Source organism: Streptomyces sp. NPDC048269, assembly GCF_040652395.1.
In the GTDB taxonomy this organism is placed as follows: Bacteria; Actinomycetota; Actinomycetes; order Streptomycetales; family Streptomycetaceae; genus Streptomyces.
Genome location: NZ_JBEZLW010000012.1, coordinates 51,554 through 67,636 on the forward strand (window position 1 = coordinate 51,554; position 16,083 = coordinate 67,636).

16 protein-coding genes and 3 pseudogenes are annotated in these 16,083 nt (G+C 68.2%); 9 read left to right on the forward strand and 10 right to left on the reverse strand.

Translation table 11 applies throughout. The features are described from left to right. Positions 1–143: 143 nt before the first annotated feature. The 5 genes and pseudogenes from AB0D48_RS16215 to AB0D48_RS16235 all read right to left on the reverse strand — a co-directional run. Entirely contained in the window at positions 144–851 is a 708-nt protein-coding gene (locus tag AB0D48_RS16215) for a hypothetical protein (protein WP_362396202.1), read from the reverse strand. Then, on the reverse strand, positions 848–2,050 hold the full coding sequence (locus tag AB0D48_RS16220; protein ID WP_362396205.1) for a hypothetical protein: 1,203 nt from the start codon (positions 2,048–2,050) through the stop codon (positions 848–850). Before AB0D48_RS16220 ends, AB0D48_RS16215 begins: the two co-directional genes overlap by 4 nt. 70 nt (positions 2,051–2,120) lie before the next feature. Further along, positions 2,121–2,633, reverse strand: coding sequence for a hypothetical protein (locus AB0D48_RS16225; RefSeq protein WP_362396208.1), 513 nt, complete (start codon positions 2,631–2,633; stop codon positions 2,121–2,123). Continuing rightward, positions 2,630–2,899, reverse strand: coding sequence for a DUF5999 family protein (locus tag AB0D48_RS16230; protein WP_362396526.1), 270 nt, complete (start codon positions 2,897–2,899; stop codon positions 2,630–2,632). The genes AB0D48_RS16225 and AB0D48_RS16230 overlap by 4 nt, the downstream gene beginning before the upstream one ends. Positions 2,900–2,926: 27 nt before the next feature. Next, positions 2,927–3,277, reverse strand: a pseudogene (locus AB0D48_RS16235) (DUF6415 family natural product biosynthesis protein); the annotation flags it as partial. Positions 3,278–3,485: 208 nt separating this feature from the next. On the opposite strand from AB0D48_RS16235, the gene AB0D48_RS16240 reads away from it, so the two are divergent. Both AB0D48_RS16240 and AB0D48_RS16245 read left to right on the forward strand, forming a co-directional pair. Beyond that, a complete protein-coding gene (locus AB0D48_RS16240; RefSeq protein WP_362396211.1) occupies positions 3,486–4,817 on the forward strand; it encodes a Tat pathway signal protein in 1,332 nt (443 codons plus the stop codon). Between the two features lie 68 nt (positions 4,818–4,885). After that, complete coding sequence (locus tag AB0D48_RS16245; RefSeq protein ID WP_362396214.1) at positions 4,886–5,380, forward strand: TrmO family methyltransferase; 495 nt, start codon at positions 4,886–4,888, stop codon at positions 5,378–5,380. 127 nt (positions 5,381–5,507) lie between these two features. Here AB0D48_RS16245 and AB0D48_RS16250 read toward each other — a convergent pair whose 3' ends face one another. Beyond that, positions 5,508–6,026: a hypothetical protein gene (locus AB0D48_RS16250; RefSeq protein WP_362396217.1), complete on the reverse strand. Its 519-nt coding sequence runs from the start codon at positions 6,024–6,026 to the stop codon at positions 5,508–5,510. A 257-nt stretch (positions 6,027–6,283) separates the two neighbouring features. Here AB0D48_RS16250 and AB0D48_RS16255 point away from each other — a divergent pair. The 4 genes and pseudogenes from AB0D48_RS16255 to AB0D48_RS16270 form a co-directional block, all read left to right on the forward strand. Further along, a pseudogene (locus tag AB0D48_RS16255) lies at positions 6,284–6,697 on the forward strand (hypothetical protein); the annotation flags it as partial. Positions 6,698–6,937: 240 nt separating this feature from the next. Continuing rightward, positions 6,938–7,756, forward strand: a complete 819-nt coding sequence (locus AB0D48_RS16260; RefSeq protein WP_362396547.1) for an XRE family transcriptional regulator — start codon at positions 6,938–6,940, stop codon at positions 7,754–7,756. 32 nt (positions 7,757–7,788) lie between these two features. Then, entirely contained in the window at positions 7,789–8,697 is a 909-nt protein-coding gene (locus tag AB0D48_RS16265; RefSeq protein WP_362396220.1) for a phosphotransferase, read from the forward strand. A gap of 243 nt (positions 8,698–8,940) precedes the next feature. Further along, a complete protein-coding gene (locus tag AB0D48_RS16270) occupies positions 8,941–9,450 on the forward strand; it encodes an acyltransferase family protein (RefSeq protein WP_362396223.1) in 510 nt (169 codons plus the stop codon). Here AB0D48_RS16270 and AB0D48_RS16275 read toward each other — a convergent pair. The 3 genes from AB0D48_RS16275 to AB0D48_RS16285 all read right to left on the reverse strand — a co-directional run bounded on the left by AB0D48_RS16275 (position 9,392) and on the right by AB0D48_RS16285 (position 11,457). Continuing rightward, entirely contained in the window at positions 9,392–10,546 is a 1,155-nt protein-coding gene (locus AB0D48_RS16275; RefSeq protein ID WP_362396226.1) for a site-specific integrase, read from the reverse strand. The genes AB0D48_RS16270 and AB0D48_RS16275 overlap by 59 nt on opposite strands. Positions 10,547–10,597: 51 nt before the next feature. Continuing rightward, on the reverse strand, positions 10,598–10,777 hold the full coding sequence (locus AB0D48_RS16280) for a helix-turn-helix domain-containing protein (protein ID WP_362396229.1): 180 nt from the start codon (positions 10,775–10,777) through the stop codon (positions 10,598–10,600). Positions 10,778–10,950: 173 nt separating this feature from the next. Then, a complete protein-coding gene (locus AB0D48_RS16285; RefSeq protein WP_362396232.1) occupies positions 10,951–11,457 on the reverse strand; it encodes a site-specific integrase in 507 nt (168 codons plus the stop codon). A gap of 745 nt (positions 11,458–12,202) precedes the next feature. Between AB0D48_RS16285 and AB0D48_RS16290 the strand changes: the two are divergent. Continuing rightward, positions 12,203–13,102, forward strand: a pseudogene (locus AB0D48_RS16290) (ATP-binding cassette domain-containing protein); the annotation flags it as partial. Between the two features lie 31 nt (positions 13,103–13,133). Here the strand turns inward: AB0D48_RS16290 and AB0D48_RS16295 are convergent. Continuing rightward, the gene (locus AB0D48_RS16295; RefSeq protein ID WP_362396235.1) at positions 13,134–13,901 is read right to left on the reverse strand and encodes a DeoR/GlpR family DNA-binding transcription regulator; all 768 of its coding nucleotides are present in this window, start codon (positions 13,899–13,901) and stop codon (positions 13,134–13,136) included. A gap of 163 nt (positions 13,902–14,064) precedes the next feature. On the opposite strand from AB0D48_RS16295, the gene AB0D48_RS16300 reads away from it, so the two are divergent. Next, complete coding sequence (locus AB0D48_RS16300; RefSeq protein WP_362396238.1) at positions 14,065–15,321, forward strand: MFS transporter; 1,257 nt, start codon at positions 14,065–14,067, stop codon at positions 15,319–15,321. Next, complete coding sequence (locus tag AB0D48_RS16305) at positions 15,318–15,920, forward strand: HAD family phosphatase (protein WP_362396241.1); 603 nt, start codon at positions 15,318–15,320, stop codon at positions 15,918–15,920. Before AB0D48_RS16300 ends, AB0D48_RS16305 begins: the two co-directional genes overlap by 4 nt. The last annotated feature ends 163 nt before the right edge of the window (positions 15,921–16,083 follow it).

Sequence of the window (16,083 nt, forward strand, 5' to 3'; positions counted from 1 at the left end):
CTCCGGTGGCGTCGGCCAGAGGGGTGTGTGGCGGTGGAGGGAGGGCGGCCCCGGCTCGGGGAGCCGTGGTGTGTTGGGGCCGGTCCCGTGCGGCGGTGTCAGGCCAGCCGTAGGGGACCGGCGGTCGAGAGGGTGTGCGATGGTCACGCGATCTGGTCGGCGCACAGCAGCCGGGCCCGGTGCCGAAGCAGCCACGCGGTGACCGCGTCGACCGCTTGCTTCTGGTCAGCCGGCGGCGTTCCCGGGGGCGAGAGGTCGGCGGCGCAGCGGACCACGAGGAGCTGTACCCGCCCTTCCTCGATGTCGCCGCGCAGCCGCGCGAAGCCGGGCCGCTGCTCCAGGGGCCAGCCATCGGTGGCCACATCGTGCTGGCGGACTGCGACGTGCCGGCAGTACGGCGCGCTCGCGGCCTCCAGATGCTGGTGTTCGCCCCAGGGGGGGTGCTCGGTGTCCAAGTGGACGTATGTGGCTGCCACCGTGTGCCGGGCCAGGAATTCCTGGGTGATCCTCACGGTGTGCTCCAGCGCTCGGACGTACGCGGGTGCCGGGTCGAGGGGGTTGGTCGGTGTGATCTCTCCCAGCCACTGCCGTGCTCCGGCGACCGCGTGGTCCAGCTCGGGCGGAAGGATCGCCACGTCGATAGAGCGCAGCACCCCGTCCAGCTGGCGGCGCAGTTCCTCAGCCCGACAGACCCGGACGTGGGCCTCGCCGTCGGCCGGCCCGCCCGGGTGCAGTCGATAAGCCGGGTGCGTGGGCGTCCTCGCCGCGCACGCCACCTCCGCGACCGGCCGCGCGCCCCCCGCACCCCTCGCCTGCATCCGGCGTGGCTGGCGCTGGTGTGCCCCACTCACCGCTGGCTCCTGGCGTCGCGCTCCGCGAGACGTGCTCCGGCGTCAGCCCCGGCAGCGCCTCGAGCGGTTGGGGGGTCCGCCTGGGCGACGGAGCGGACTCCGTGGCTGAACGCGGCCAACCGATTCGCGCTGGCCCTGGCCGCGGTTTCATCGGTGGTCTGGCCGTGGTGCTGTGGTTCGTCCGGGGCGGGCGCTGGGAGAAGGAGGCGTGAGGGGAGGTGGAGGATGGCGCGGACAATGCCCGGCTGGTGCGGGTCCAGCCACACCTGGAAGCCGCTGCGGCGGGCGAGGGCACCGATTGCTGGCAGGCCCAGCTGCGTGCCCAGGGAGGTGAGCGGTACTCGGTGCTGTCCGGGCAGTACCGCGGCCGCCCGTTTGTATCCGGCCGGGTCTTGCATGGGGCCCACGCTGTCGACAACGACGTAGACGCCGCCCTGCACGGTCATGCACCACAGGGAGACAGGGCTGCCGGGAGTTGAGTGCCGGGTGCCGTTTTCCAAGAGCTCGGCCAGGGCGACAGCAATCGGCTCGGCCACCGGGCCCCGGACGAAGTCGCCGTTTCTGTTGGTGATCTTCACGCGCTGGTAGTCCTGGACCCGGGATGTCGCGCCGCCCAGCACGTCCATGAGCGGGGTGTCCGGGCGCCGGCTGTTCACCTCCTGGCCGGCCAGGACACCGATGATCTGCATCCGCTGGGCCAGCAGCGTGACCCCGTGGTCGACGTCGAAGGCGTGAGCGAGGACCTTCTCGTCTCCCACAGTGCCCAGCAGCTGCAGCATCGCGCTCTGCTGCCGAGCGGCCTGGGTCAGCATCGGCGCCAGGATCGCCTGAAGCTGTGTTCGCGCTGACGTCTCGGTCCGGGTCTCGACGGCGGTGACGAAGTCGGAACTCTGGCGTACCACTGCCTGGAGGGCCCTGCCGAACGCCGCGGTGGCCAGACGCGGATGGAGCAGGGGCCCGGCCTGCGCCAGGTCGCCCGAAGGCACGGCCGTCAGGGCCGGCAGTCGGACGGCGGCCAGGTGGCTGGCTTCCTGATCGCGGATCTCGATCTCCTTGGCGAGGCCGGTGTTCTGCTCCCGGCTCTGCTGGAGGGCTGCGTTGGCCCGGAGGGCGGCCCGCCGGAAATACCAGGCGGCCGTTGAGGTAGCAGCCACCCCGGCCGGCGCTACGGCCAGCATCACGTCGTTCAGGACCGGCATGTCAGCTCCTCACGGGCGAAGAAGGGTAAAGCGAAGGACGTGGGCCGCAGGCAGGAGGGAGTTGTCGCGATCACGGGCCGACCACCGCCTCTTCCTCGGGGTCTTCGTCCTGGGCATGGTGTGAACCCGGCAGGAGCTGCCCCATGGGCGGGATCCACGTTGTGCGCAGGGCGTCGGCCAGCAGCCGCGGGTCGAGCAGAGTTCCGGAGCCGTCGGGTGGGACCGACCAGAAGCGGGAGAGCTTCGCCGCCTGCCCCGGCATCGGGCAGCGCAGATGCTCTCCCAGGGCACCGGTCAGGAGGACTCCGCCGGGCACGTCCCGGCCATCGTGAAGGAACGAGTGCACCAGGAAGGCGCGGACGTGGCCCGCGTTCAGAACGGGACCCATCGGCGCTTCCTCGGCGGCGAGGTGCGCGCAGGCCCTGTCCGCAGCGGCCTCCGGAATCCGTACGACCGCCCACTGGCCGCCGATCGGGATGTCCGCAAGGGGCCCCCGCGACCACGGGTTGCGGGTTGTGGTGGGGCGTCGGAAGCCAGCTTGCTGGGCCAGCCACCGGGCCCCGGGCGTCAGCTGATGCGTCATCCGCCCACCGCGCTTTCGACGGAGACCACATCGCGGACGTCCGGCGTCTTGCTTTCCGCCGGCTGGCCGCCGCTATTCGGGAGGGGCCGGTGCGGCGGGTAGATACTTCCGTCCGGCCCCAGGCCACCGGAGTCCTCGAACGAAAGGACGCCGTTGCACAGGAGGCTGCACCCGACACCGGGGAAGTGAAGGAGAACCTGTGCCGCCGCTCGGTCCGCGGCCGCAGGCGGCGGGCACTCCGGCTGGTGTGTGCAGGCAAGACCCACCCTGCCTACCTCGACCAGAACCGCGCGAACCTCGAGCGCGAAGTGGCGTAGATGGACGCGGGACTTCATGAAGTCCCCTGAGGTCGCCGCCCAGGCGCGCTGACGTGCCTTCTCGAGCAGCACGGACAGGGAAGCGGGAGCCGCCGCGGCATCGAGGACCGGGCCGAGCTGCATGAGGTGGCCGCGCAGGAGCAGCACCAGATCGTGCACGGCCTGGTCGTCCTCCACGGCCTCGGCGTCCTCGTCGAGGACGAGCGCACAGGTCTCGCGGGTGGCTACGGCAACCGAACGGAGGGACGGCCTGTCCGTACTGTCACGACCAGGTCGTGCCTGCGGTACCTGCAGACGGCAGGACTTCCTCCGAGTCAGGTAGTTCATCGGGATTTCTCCTCGCCTGCCGACGTACGGTCAGTTCGCGTCACTCTGCGACCCATGTGGATGAGGCCGACGATTTCCTTGCACCCCATGGGTGTTGGAGGAATATCGTCTTCACGAGAGAACCGCGTCCGGGTCCCGGTTGGTATCCCGAGCGGCGCGCAGATCCGATGCACGTTATGCAAGATCGTTTCGGGGACAGGGGCGCACCATGGGGCGCACGCGCAACGTGCGGCTGGAAGCGGCGATCCAGGAGCTGGGCCTGCCACAGGCGCGCCTGGCGGCCAGATTCCGCTCTGTCGCAGAGGAGAACGGGGCCAGCGAGCTGGCCACGACGAACCAGTCCTCGATCACCCGCTGGATCTCCGGCACACGCCCGAGCGGTCGGGCTCCGGCTATCTTGGCCGCGACGCTCTCGCGGGGCCTTGGCCGCACCGTCACTCTCGCGGACATCGGCCTTGACGCCGGAGGGGGTGACGATCCGCGTCCGCCGCAGTGGAGCGCCGACACACTGACGACACTGGTGGATCTCGGGGGCACTGACTTGGACATGGACCGCCGGCGCGTGCTGGTCAACTCGGCCTACTCCGTAGCAGGCTTGGCCCTTCCCTCCGAGACGTGGTGGAAAGAGGCCGCTGAGCGTGCCCGCACCCGCACCCCGGTCTCTGTGCACACCGTCACCCCCCAGGACGTCGAAAGCGTCAAGGAAATGACGGTCTTCTTCTCCCGGCGGGACCAGCAGCGTGGCGGCCGCGGAGCCGGCCGTGCGGCGCTCGTCGCCTACCTGCGCACCGAGGTCGCCGCATACCTCGACGGACGCTTTCCGTCCGAAGAGGTCCGCCGCGCTATGACCTCGGCCGCTGGCGAGCTCGCTTACCTCGCTGGATGGACCGCCTTCGATGCGGGAGAACACCCGGTAGCCGTCGCCTGGTTCACCGTCGCCACCCAGTTGGCCGAGGAAGCCCAGGACGCGCCGCTCGCCGGACACGTCCTGCGGGCGATGGCCCACCAGGCCGTCGACCTCCACCATCCCCGCCACGCACTGGAACTGGCCGAAGGATCCATGATCGAGCGCCGCTACAAACTCGCCACGCCCCGCGAACGCGCACTCCTGGGCGTGGTACATGCCCGGGCTCTGGCCGCCAGCGGTCAGAAGAAGGAGGCCCTGGCCGCGCTGACCCGCGCGGGCACCGACCTGGCCGCCGCCGACCCCGGCATCGAGGAACCTGCCCGGGTGGCCTTTTTCGGTGAGGCATCTCTGGCGCACGAGAGCGCCTGCACCCTGCGGGACCTGGGCGACCTCAAGGGCGCCGAAGCCGCCTTCCGGCACAGCGTCCGCACCCGCGCACTCCCGTACGCCCGAACCCACGCCGTCACCCTGGGCTACCTCGGCGACGTCCAAGTCCGTCAGGGCTACCTCGACGCCGCATGCACGACCTGGAACCAGGCCAGATGCGGCGCGCCCTCTCCCCGGTCAAGGGCCGTGGAGGCAGCACCGCTGCCGACCTTGACCAGCGGGCCCGAGAAGTCCTCGCCCACGTAGTCTGACCCGGCCACGACGGCACTACGCCGCTGGAGCCCAGCTTCGGCCGGACCAAACAGGGGGACCTCGTGTCCGAGCAGCAGATCTTCACCTACACACCCGTCGCCACCATCATCGGCGGCCACACCACCCCCCTGGACGACTACCAGGGCGGCACCGAGGCCGTCATCCGCCTCAATGCTGGCTTTCCCGAAGAAGCCCTCCAAGGCATCACCGAGTTCTCCCATTTGGTGATCACCTGGCCCTTCACCCTGGCATCGGCCACCGACGTGGAACTCCATGCCCGCAGCCCCCGCAGCAACCCCCGATGGCCTGCTACCGGGACTTTCGTCCACCGCAACCACAGGCGGCCGGCGCAGCTCGCCACGTCCTTCCCGCGTCTCCTCGGCGTGGACGGACTGGACCTCCACGTCACCGACCTCGACGCCGTCCACGGCACCCCGGTCATCGACCTCGCCCCCTACTTCCCGCAGATGGGCCCCCGCGGAACGGTCACCGTCCCCGCCTGGCCTGGCGAAATGCTCACCCACTACTGGGACCATCACACCAACCGCCCCGCATAGCCGCGCACCGCCCTCCGGCTCGGCCAGCAGAGCGGGGGCGCCGCACGAGGGCGACGTAATGGCGGAATCAGGCACGACCACTCCTCGGTGATGCGACGCGGACGGGGCGGGGGCTGGGATTCAAGGGCTAGCTGGCGGACGCGCTGGCCATGGCCGTCCGCAGGAGCGGGATCAGGCAGACACCGTTGGTCAAGGTGGCGGGCTTCGGCTCGCTGGATGCCCAGGGCCAGGTGTCCCAACGCGATCCGCCCGAGGGCGGGAGAGTGATACGGCCACCTGGGCCCGACTCCACGCGCACACCGGCCACCCCCATCAGGGGCCTTGCGGTGTCTGGTGCGACGAGCAGCACCTTCTCGCCGCTTCTGTACGCAAGGGAGGGGATGGGAGGAAGGGTCTGGTCTCGGCGGTCGGCGAGGACCAGGAGATCCGAACCCAGGGCGGCGGGCACGATGACCGCGTCGAACGCGGAGCAGGTCGTCTGTAGTTCAAGACCAGGCGCCTCCTGCATCAGCGAGAGTGCGCGCCCGGCGGAGACGATTCCGGTCCCCAGGATCAGCGGCCAAGCCAGCACGCTCTCGTAGGCGAACAGAAGGCCGGGGACGTTCTTGCTGATCGGTGGCCAGTGGGCGGTCTGGAGCGGTGTCACAGCGCCCCACCTCCTGTCGCCGGTTCGGCGGCTGCCTGGCGCTGAGTCAACTCCGCACCGAAATGGCCGCATAGAGAAGGTGGCCCGCGGTGGCCTCGCGGTGCGCTGGTCGTACGGTTCGAAGGATCTCTTCTGCACATCGAACGACCCCTCCGTTACGTGGATTGGACTCCTGAGGCCCCATCAGGCTCAGGCAGTAGGTAAGAGTCGCCACGGCCCGTCTGGGCCTCAACCGTCGCACCCGCCGGATCCGGCGCATGCGGGGACAGATTTTGGGAATCTCACGGTTTCTCCGGCGCATCCGCCGGAGAATCGGGGGAACCCGAGGCGCTGCTGGGCGGTGCCCCTTGATCGGAGCCCACGTGACGACACCCGCGCTTCCTCACCGGCCAAGTTGTGCGCGCGCTATCCGTGTCCGCGAAGAGCAGGCTGGGCGGTCCCATCACGACATCGCCGACCTGATCCACCAGCACTGCGGAGTCTCGCGTCTCCGGGCCTACCGCCTGGCCCTGGGCAAGACGCTGGCCGTCGCTGGTGCAGAGGTCCGCACCCTGGCTCTGAACCACGACCCCGAAGGGCCTCGGGTCGAAGGCGACCAGCTGAGCTCCTGGGAAACCGGCGGGCGAGAACCACGAAGGGCCGTCGTCTCCGTGTTGTGTGCGTACTACGGCGCCACGCCACGCGCACTCGGTCTCTCCGGCGAGCCGCCGTCCGCCGGCCCCTCCGAGGAGGCGCTGCTCCCAGTACCTGCCGTTGCGAGCCCCTCGTCACTGGCAGACCGCGTTGATGCCGCACGACGGTCGACGAACTCGGCTCTCGCGGCGGGCACGGTCGCCGGCGGGCAGATCGACCTCTTGGACGAGCGACTCCTACTCCTCCGGAGGCAGTACCTGTACACGCCCCCAGAAGCCATGCTGACCCAGCTGCTGGAGGAGCTCGACGACGTCGAGGGCCTGGTGCGCGAGCGGCAGACGACCTCCGTGCACGTCCGCCTGACCGAGATGACGGCCCTTTTGGCCACGCTGATCGCCGACTCCCTCATGAAACTCGGCGACCTGCGCCGCAGCGGCGTCTGGTACGAGACCGCCCGATTCGCCGCGGAGGAGAGCGGCAACCTGGACCTACGCGCTCGAGTCCGGGCACAGGCCGCGATGCTGCCGTACTACTACGGCCCCCTCGATACCGCCATCGCACTCGCCCGCGAGGCAAGACTCCTCACCCGGGGCCGGCCGACCGCAACAGCAGCATTCGCCACGATGGCGGAGGCGAGGGCGCTGGCCCAGATCGGCGACAGCGCCCAAGCCGAGCTCCGGCTCCGAGAAGTGGCGACGATCTACGAGCGCCTTGCCACCGGGGCCGATGACGATGCCTTCGCCTTCCCCCGGCGCCGGTACCTGCTCTATCTCAGCGGCACGTACACCGCCCTGGGCCGAAGCTCGGCGGCGATGAAGACCCAGAGCGAAGCCATCGCCCTCTACCCGGTCACGACGGGGATTGACCCAGCCCTCCTGCGACTGGAGACAGCCATCTGCCTGGCTAGAGACCGCAGCGGGACCGAGGCCTGCCAGTTGGCCGCAGCCGTCTTTCTTCAGGTTCCGGAAGAGCACCGGACCCCCATCATCAGCGCGCGAGCACGCGGCGTCATCGAGAGCCTGCCGGGGTCGAACGGGAGGACGCGTGCGGCCATGGAGCTGCGTGAACTTCTGGCTATCCCCGGCGGACCGAAGTGACAGTTGGGCCTATCGTCAGACAGATTGACCCCATGACTGCACTGCGGACAGCACCCGGCGGCTACACCGAAGCGGACATGCGAAGCATCCTGCACCAGGCTTGCACGACGGTCGGCCTGGACGCCGAGGGCGCCCATGTCCTCCGAGGACACACCAACGCCGTCCTGCGCCTCTCCCGCCACCCCGTCGTTGCCAAGATCGCCCGGATCGGCACCCCGCCCGAAGCCGTCGAGCGCACGGTGCGGTTCACTCGCTGGCTGATGGACGCAGGGTTTCCCACAGTGCCTCTTCTCGAATGCGACCAGCCGGTCCTCGTCGACCGACGGCACTCGGTGACGTTCTGGGCCTACCTGCCCCAGTCGGGAGCCTCCGTGGCCGCGGAGCAACTGGCCAAACCGCTCCAGATGCTCCACACCCTCGACCATCCACCTTTCGACCTCCCGGAGCACGACAACGTACGCGCGATCCGGCGATCCATCTCAGCCACCTCGACGCTGCCGGCCTCCGATCTTCGATTTCTGTCCTCCCGCGTTGATCAGCTTGAGGAGGCGCTCGGCGAGGTCGCCTTCGAGTGCCAACCGGGCGTCATCCAAGGAGACCCGCAACACCGCAACGCCCTGCACGCGGCCGGGGAGTCGGTGGTCCTATGCGACTGGGACACGGCGGCGATCGGCCAACCCGAATGGGACCTCGTCACGGTCGAGGTCCACTCACGCCGATTCGGGTACGGCAAGCCGCACTACGACGATTTCGCCGCAGCGTACGGATTCGACGTGACGAAGTGGTCAGGTTACGAAACGCTCCGTGACCTCAGGGAACTCCGCATGATCACGACCAACGCACGAAAGAGTGGTCACACGCCCGGCAGTATCGACGAGGTCGAGCGACGAATCGGCGCCCTTAGGCGAGGCGAGAAGGACCTCGGGTGGCGGATCCTGTGACGAAACACGAACGTCCTGTGTGATCCGCCCAGCCCCCAGCTCCGGGCGATTCGCGGTCACCGCACTCGTCGGAGCTCTGGCCTCGGCAGCCCTGATGGCCCTGCTCCTCGACCTTGTCGACACCACACGCGTCTACGAAGGCACCGACACCCGCGCCTTCGGCCTGCTGCTCGGAGCGCTCGCCGCCATGCCGGCCCTACGGACGCGGATCGCGACGCTGTCCCCCGGACGGCGGGCCGCCTCGTGCTCCTTCCGGCGGGACTGCCGGCCGCCAGCTGGGCACTGGCCTCCGGCACCGGACAGCCATTCCTGTTCCAGGGCGGCCTGCTCCTGCACTCGGCGCTCGCCGCCACGCTCATCGCCCTGCTCGCACACGCCCTGGCCACCCCACTCGCCCGGACACTGGGCAGCAGGCCGCTCACCCGCTTCGGAGGACTCTCCTACGGGGTCTACCTCTGGCACTGGCCGCTGATCCTCCTCCTGGACCACACCGTCCCCCAACTGGACGGCTGGACCCGGACGCTCTGCATCAGCGCGCGTCCAGATCGCCTTGGAGGCTGCGGCGTGACCATCTCATGGCGTAGAGCGCTGTCCTGGACAGCGCGGCGGACCCACCGCAGGGCACCGGGATTTCGGGAAACCGGTGCGGCACCCACGGCGGGTTGGTGCGTTGCGCACCGCGTGATGCCCGGTCTCAGGCCGCCAGGCCGAGGTCAAGCAATTTGGCCGCCTGGCCGAGTGTCCCGGGCATGAGGTGCCGGTAGATCTTGAAAGTGACGTCTATATTCTTATGTCCCATCCATTCGGCGACATCTGTGATCGGGATTCCATTGCTCAGGCAGTTCGAGGCAAAGAAATGTCGGAGGCTGTAGATTGTCAGGCCGGCGGGGGCAGGTGAACCGTGCTGCTTCCTGAGCCGTTGCCATTGGTTTTGAAAGAGATACGGCTGAAATGGGCGAGCGGCGTCCCTGGGGTGCCGGAGAAGATAGCCGTCATTGGTTCCGTGCTTTTCGGCGAACCAGTTGATTGTGTCCCTGACGCGCGGGGGGAGTGGAACTTCGCGGTAATCCCCAGGCTTTCGATGTTTGAGCGGTCCGTACCTCTTGGTGGTCTGGTTGACCTGCTCGGTGATCCGATAGACATCGTCCGCGACCAGGTTGCTGATGTTGACCGCAGCGGCTTCACCATTGCGCAGCCCGCATCCGCTCATCAAGTCGATCAGTAGCCGGAAGGTGTCGTCACCGCTGGAACGTAGTGCTGTCAGCTGACTCGGATCCGGGATGACACTGCGGCTCGGCGTGTACTGAGGAGCCTTGACCCCATGCAGAGGGTTATCTTCGAATATCCCTAGGCGATGTGCATCAAGCAAGATGGATGCGAGCTTATCAAAGGCGTTCGATTGTGCTGCTGCGCCGATCCCGGCGGATTCCAAGTTGCGAATGAAGTCTTCGACGACCTTGTGGTCAAAACTGTTCATTCGCCGCCCGCCCAGAGCCGGCAACAGGTGGTTGTCGAGCAAAGAATCGAGGTGTCTAACTGAAGACTCGGCTAGATGGCGCTGCCCTGCTCTCCACTCGGCGGCGTACTCGCGAAATCGCATCGGCCCGTATTTTTCGATGCGTTCTATCTTCGCCTGGCTTCGCGACCTATTTCTCTTTGTGTCGTAGACTTCCGTGAGTCGCCTGATGGCCTTCTCTTGGGTGCCGAAGCCCGATTCTTGGATCTGGCGCCCGGATGCGTCGCGAAACCGAATCCGGTAGTCATGTGGGCACTTGGACCACCTGGCCTGTAGGTGATCGCAGGATTTGAAAAAAGTTCCCATCCCGCGGACCAGCTTGTTCGTTGTCACCTTGCGAATAATCCTCTGCTGTGAGTTGTGTCTATGACTGTCAGGGAGGAGTTACAACGCAGAGGGAACCTTCTGCTGGCCGATCCAGACTTGAACCTCGGACACCTTGAATTGGATCTTCGCGTTGCGACCGTTTCCGAACTTGTACGGCATCAGACCTGCGCGCGCGGCCTCTCGATAGACCCAGGGCAGGGACATGTTCAGATGTACTGCAAGTTCCTTCGCGGTCATGAACTGTGCGGGCGTGCTGGCCCTCCTGTCGGCTAGGACGTCGTTAGATCCAGGATGCGAAAAAACCCCGGTTTGGCTGACCGGGGATCATCGGCTATGTAGGAGGAGCCGGACAGTGGACCCGGGGGCGCATCTTGATTCCGGGAAGGTGCTCGTGCCGGCGCAACCGCGCGTCACGCAGCCAGCCCGGCGTCCAGGAGTTTGGCGGCTGTGCCGACCGAGCCGGGCATGAGGTGGCGGTAGATCTTGAAGGTGATGTCGATGTTGTTGTGCCCCATCCACTCGGCGACGTCCGTGATGGGGATGTTGTGCGTGAGGCAGTTCGAGGCGAAGAAGTGACGGAGGCTGTAGATGACCATGCCTTCGGGTATGTCGAGTTCACCTCCTCTCCTGAGCCGCTGCCACTGGTTCTGGAAGAGGTAGGGCTGGAAGGCGCGGCCGGAGTCCTTTGGATGCCGCAGCAGGTAACCGTCGGTGGTGCCGTGCTGCTCGGCGTACGACTCGATGACGTTCCTTGGTCCGCTGGGGAAGGGGCACGTCTCGGTACTCGCCGACTTTGCGGTGCTTGAGGCGGTCGTATTGCTTGGTGACTTGGTTGACTTGCTCGCTGACGCGGTAGACGTCGTCGGCCACGATGCTGTTGAGGTTGACCGCCGCGGCCTCGCCGTTGCGGAGGCCACAGCCCGTCATCAGTTCCACCATTAGTTGGAAGACGTCGTCTCCCCTGCGGCGTAGGGCGCGGAGCTGCTCAGGTGAGGGGATGACGGCGCGCTTGGGGTCGTACTGGGGTGGACTGACGCCCAGGAGGGGGCTGTCCTCGAAGATGCCCAAGCGGTGCGCGTCGAGGAGGATCGACTTCAGCTTGTCGTATGCGTTGGACTGTGTTGCTAGGCCGATGCCGTTGCGCTCCATCGTCCGGATGAAGTTGTCCACGACCTTGGGATCGAATGTGCTCATCCGCCGACTCCCGACGGCGGGGTAGATGTGGTGCTGGAGGAGCGAGTCGAGGCTGACAACTGTCCCGGGACCGAGGTGACGCTGACCGGCCTTCCACTCGGCGGCGTATTCCTCGAAGCGCATCTGGCCGTACTTCTCGATGCGCTCGATCTTGGCTTGGCTCGCCTCGTTCGCAGGGGAGGAGGCCTTCCTCGCTTTGTAGACACTGGTCAGTCGGTCGATGGCTTCGTCGGAGGTCTCGAACCCCGACTCCTCGACCTGGCTTCCGGCGGCGCCTCTGTAGCGGACCTTGTAGAAGTGCGGGCAGTTCGCCCATCTGGACATGGCGTGTCCGCAGTCCTTGAAGTAGGAACCCATCCCTCGGGCAAGCTGCTTGGTTGCCATGCGCGGCCTCCACGGATGCTGATGCTGACGGTTTGCTGACCGCCGACGATCCGAAGGTTTGCCTGAACTGCGAAAACGCTTCTACGCATCAAGTTCGAGTTCAACCAGATCTACCGTCGCCTGGAGAGCTCGATGACGGAGGCCGCGCAGTTCACCGAACTGCTGCTGACTCCGCCGACCGTGCTCGACCCGGTGGCGCCGGAGCCGCTGCGGTCGCAGGCCGCCGACGTGCGTTTCGAGCGGGTGGACTTTGCCCACGCTGGTGCGCAGCCGCTCTTCGAGGGCCTCGACCTGGCCGTGCCCAGCGGGGCGAAGATCGGTCTGGTCGGCCGGTCCGGCGGGGGCAAGACCACGCTCAGCCGGCTGCTGCTGCGGATGACGGACATCGACGGCGGCCGGATCCTGATCGGGGGTCAGGACATCAGCAGGCTGCGCCAGGCCGACCTGCGCAGCCTGATCGCCTACGTACCGCAGGACCCTGCGATGTTCCACCGCACGCTGCGGGACAACATCGCGTTCGCCCGGCCGGACGCCACCGACGCCGAGATCCGACGCGCGGCCGATGCCGCGCACGTCGCGGAGTTCGCCGACGCCCTTCCGGACGGCTTCGACACCATGGTGGGCGAGCGGGGGGTGAAGCTGTCCGGCGGACAGCGCCAGCGGGTCGCGCTCGCCAGGGCGATCCTGCGCGACGCGCCGATCCTGTTGCTCGACGAGGCGACCAGCGCCCTCGACTCGGAGAGCGAGATCCTCGTCCAGGACGCGCTGTGGCGGCTCATGGACGGGCGGACGGCACTCGTGGTGGCCCACCGGCTGAGCACGGTCGCCACCATGGACCAGCTCGTCGTCCTCGACCGCGGACGGATCGTCGAGCAGGGCACGCACCAGGAACTGCTCGCCGCGGACGGCGCCTACGCGAAGCTGTGGCAGCACCAGTCGGGCGGCTTCCTCGACGGCACCGCCGCGCGGGCCGACCTGCGCTGAACCGGGCCCGGCGGCTTCTTCCCCGCCGGGCTCAGGCGTCCGCCGGGTGGACCACCTCCACCCCCCGGGACCGGAGTTCCTCGACCACCGGCGAGTCCTGCGGTGCGTCCGTGACGATGAGCGCGATCTGCTCCATCGTGCAGATGCGTCCCAGCGCCGCGCGGCCGAGCTTGTCGGCGGTCGCCACCAGGATCACCCGTTGCGCGGCCGCCACGGCCGCCCGCTTCACCTGTACGTCGTCCAGGTTGTACGCGGTGGCGCCCTGGACCGGGTCGACGCCGCAGCAGCCCAGGATGAAGGTGTCGAAGCACAGGTCCTGGAACGTCTGGACGGGTGTGCGGCCGTAGAAGGAGAGCTCTTCGGGGCGCACCTGGCCCCCGGGCAGCACGAGCTGGATGCCCGGATGCCCGGAGAGAGTGAAGGCGGCGTGCAGGGACAGCGGGGTGACGGTGAGCTTCCGGCCCGCCATCGCCTTGGCGACGGCCACGGCCGTGGTGCCGGTGTCCAGGGCGACGGTCTCGCCGTCGGTGAGCAGTTTCACCACCGTGGCCGCGAGGCGCTCCTTGGCCTGGGCGCCGGACATGGCGCGGACCGCGTACGGCGGCTCGACCCCGCCCGGCAGGCTGCTCACCGCGCCGCCCCGCACCCGGCGCAGGGCCCCGCGGGACTCCAGTACCTCCAGGTCGCGGCGGATGGTCATCTCCGACGCACCCGTGGCCGCGGCCAGCTCCGCGACGGTCGCGCGGTTCTCCTTCATGAGCAGCGCGACCACGAACCTGTGTCTCTCCATCACGTTCATGTGTCTGCTTTTAGCACAGGGAGGAGCCCGTCGGGGACGGGAGTGCACACGGTTTCTGTGGCAACGAACATCAAATATGAGTAAAGTTCCTCGCTGTGTGTGATGTGGGGGCTCTAATGAACATCATGAATGTTCCTTCGATCAAGCAACGATGAGGAGAGCGATGTCCGCCACCCATGGGGCCCAACCGTCCGAGAAGGCGAAACCGCTGCTCAGCACCGTCGCGATCGTCGCCTCGTGTGCTGCTTTCGTGGTGATCGGCGCCCTGCAGGCCCTGTACGGCCCCGCGATCCCGGCACTGCGCGACGAGTTCGGCATCAGCCCCGCCGTGGCCGGGCTCAGCCTCAGCGCCCACTTCGTCGGCGCGCTGCTCGGAGTGCTGATCTACCACGTGCTGCGGGGGCGGCTGGGCAACCGCACGCTGCTGGGCGGCTCGTACCTGCTCATGGCCGCCGGCGCGGCGGTCTTCGCGTTCTCGCCGAGCTGGATCCTGGCCCTGGCCGGCACCCTCGTCATCGGACTGGGCTTCGGCGGCATCGACTACGGTCTCAACCAGCTCTTCGCCATCGGGTTCGGACGCCGCAGCACCGCGATGCTGAACCTGCTGAACGGCCACTTCGGGGTGGGCGCGATCGCCGGCCCGGCCCTCGTCGGCTGGCTCGGGGCGGAGAGCTATCCGGAGATCTTCGTGGGCATCGGCGTCGTCTGCCTGCTCATCCTGCTCACCCTGGGCGGCGTGGCCGCCCGGGAGCCGGAGCCGGCCGCCGCGGAGGCCGGCGGGACGGGCGGAGCGCGCGTTCTGCCCGTCATCGCCGCGTTCATCGGGGTCTACGTCCTGCACGTGGCCATCGAGACCGGCGTCGGCGGCTGGGAGCCCACCCATCTGGAGGCGGTCGGCTACGGCGCGGCCACCGCGGCCACCGCGACCTCCGCGTACTGGGCGGCGATGACCATCGGCCGGTTCGTCATCGTCCCGCTGAGCCTGCGCTGGTCCGCGCCGTCCATCCTGACCGTCTGCTGTGCGGGCATGGCCGGTTTCCTGCTGCTCGCGACCGTCCCGGCCCTCGCCCCGTACGCGTACTTCGGCGTCGGCCTGATGATCGCGCCCATCTTCCCCACCTGCCTGCCCTGGCTCAACCGGGCCGTACCGAGCGTCGCCGCGGCCGGGGCGTACGTGATCGCCGCCTCGATGATCGGCGGTGTGGCCTTCCCGCCGCTGCTGGGCGGGGTGATCGACACGATGGACGTGCGGGCGGCGCCGCTGGTGCTGTTCGTACTCGCCGCCGTCTGCGCCGTCCTCAGCGTGTGGCTGCGCAGGAACGCCCCCGACCCCGACGCGGCCCCGGCCGCCGCCCCCGGCGCCGATCACGACACCGAGGCCAGCCCGGACGCGGTCCCGACGCGAGGAGCCCAAGGATGAGCGCCGTGAGAGCCGTCCTCTTCGACATGTTCGGCGTCATCGCCCGCCTCCAGTCGCCCGCGTCGCAGGCCGTGCTGGAGCGCACGGCCGGCGCGGACCGCGAGGCGTTCTGGGCGGCGTACTGGTCGCGGCGCGCCCCGTACGACCGCGGGGACGTCTCCGGTCCCGCCTATTGGAAAGGCGTCTGCGACGCCCTGGACATCCCGCTCGACGAACGCCTGACCGCCGAGCTGATCGCGGCCGACGTGGCGAGCTGGAGCGAGGTCGACCAGGAGTGCGTGGACCTGCTCGGCGCCCTCGCCGGCCAGGGCCTCACGCTCGGGCTGCTGTCCAACATCCCCGAGGAACTGGCCGTCCGGTACGAGACATACGAGCCGTGGCTGAACCTGTTCGCGGTCGTCGGGTTCTCCTGCCGCATCGGCAGCGCCAAACCCGAGCTCGCTTCCTACGCCTGGTGCGTACGTGAACTGGGGCTGCCCGCCGGGGAGATCCTCTTCGTGGACGACCGGACGGACAACGTCGTGGCGGCCCGTGAACTGGGCTTGCGGGGGCATGTCTTCACCTCCACCGGGGCGCTCGCCGCGCTATTGACTGGCTGAAATTCCCGGTACGCGAAGTGACTCGCATGTCCCGAATTGGCACTTGCCAGCGTCACTTGAGATGTGATCGTATGAATGAGCAGGCGCCGATACCCGATCTGACCGGGTAAACAAACCGGGCCGCCGCCACCGGTTAATCGACCTCCGGTACGGCGGCCGCCAG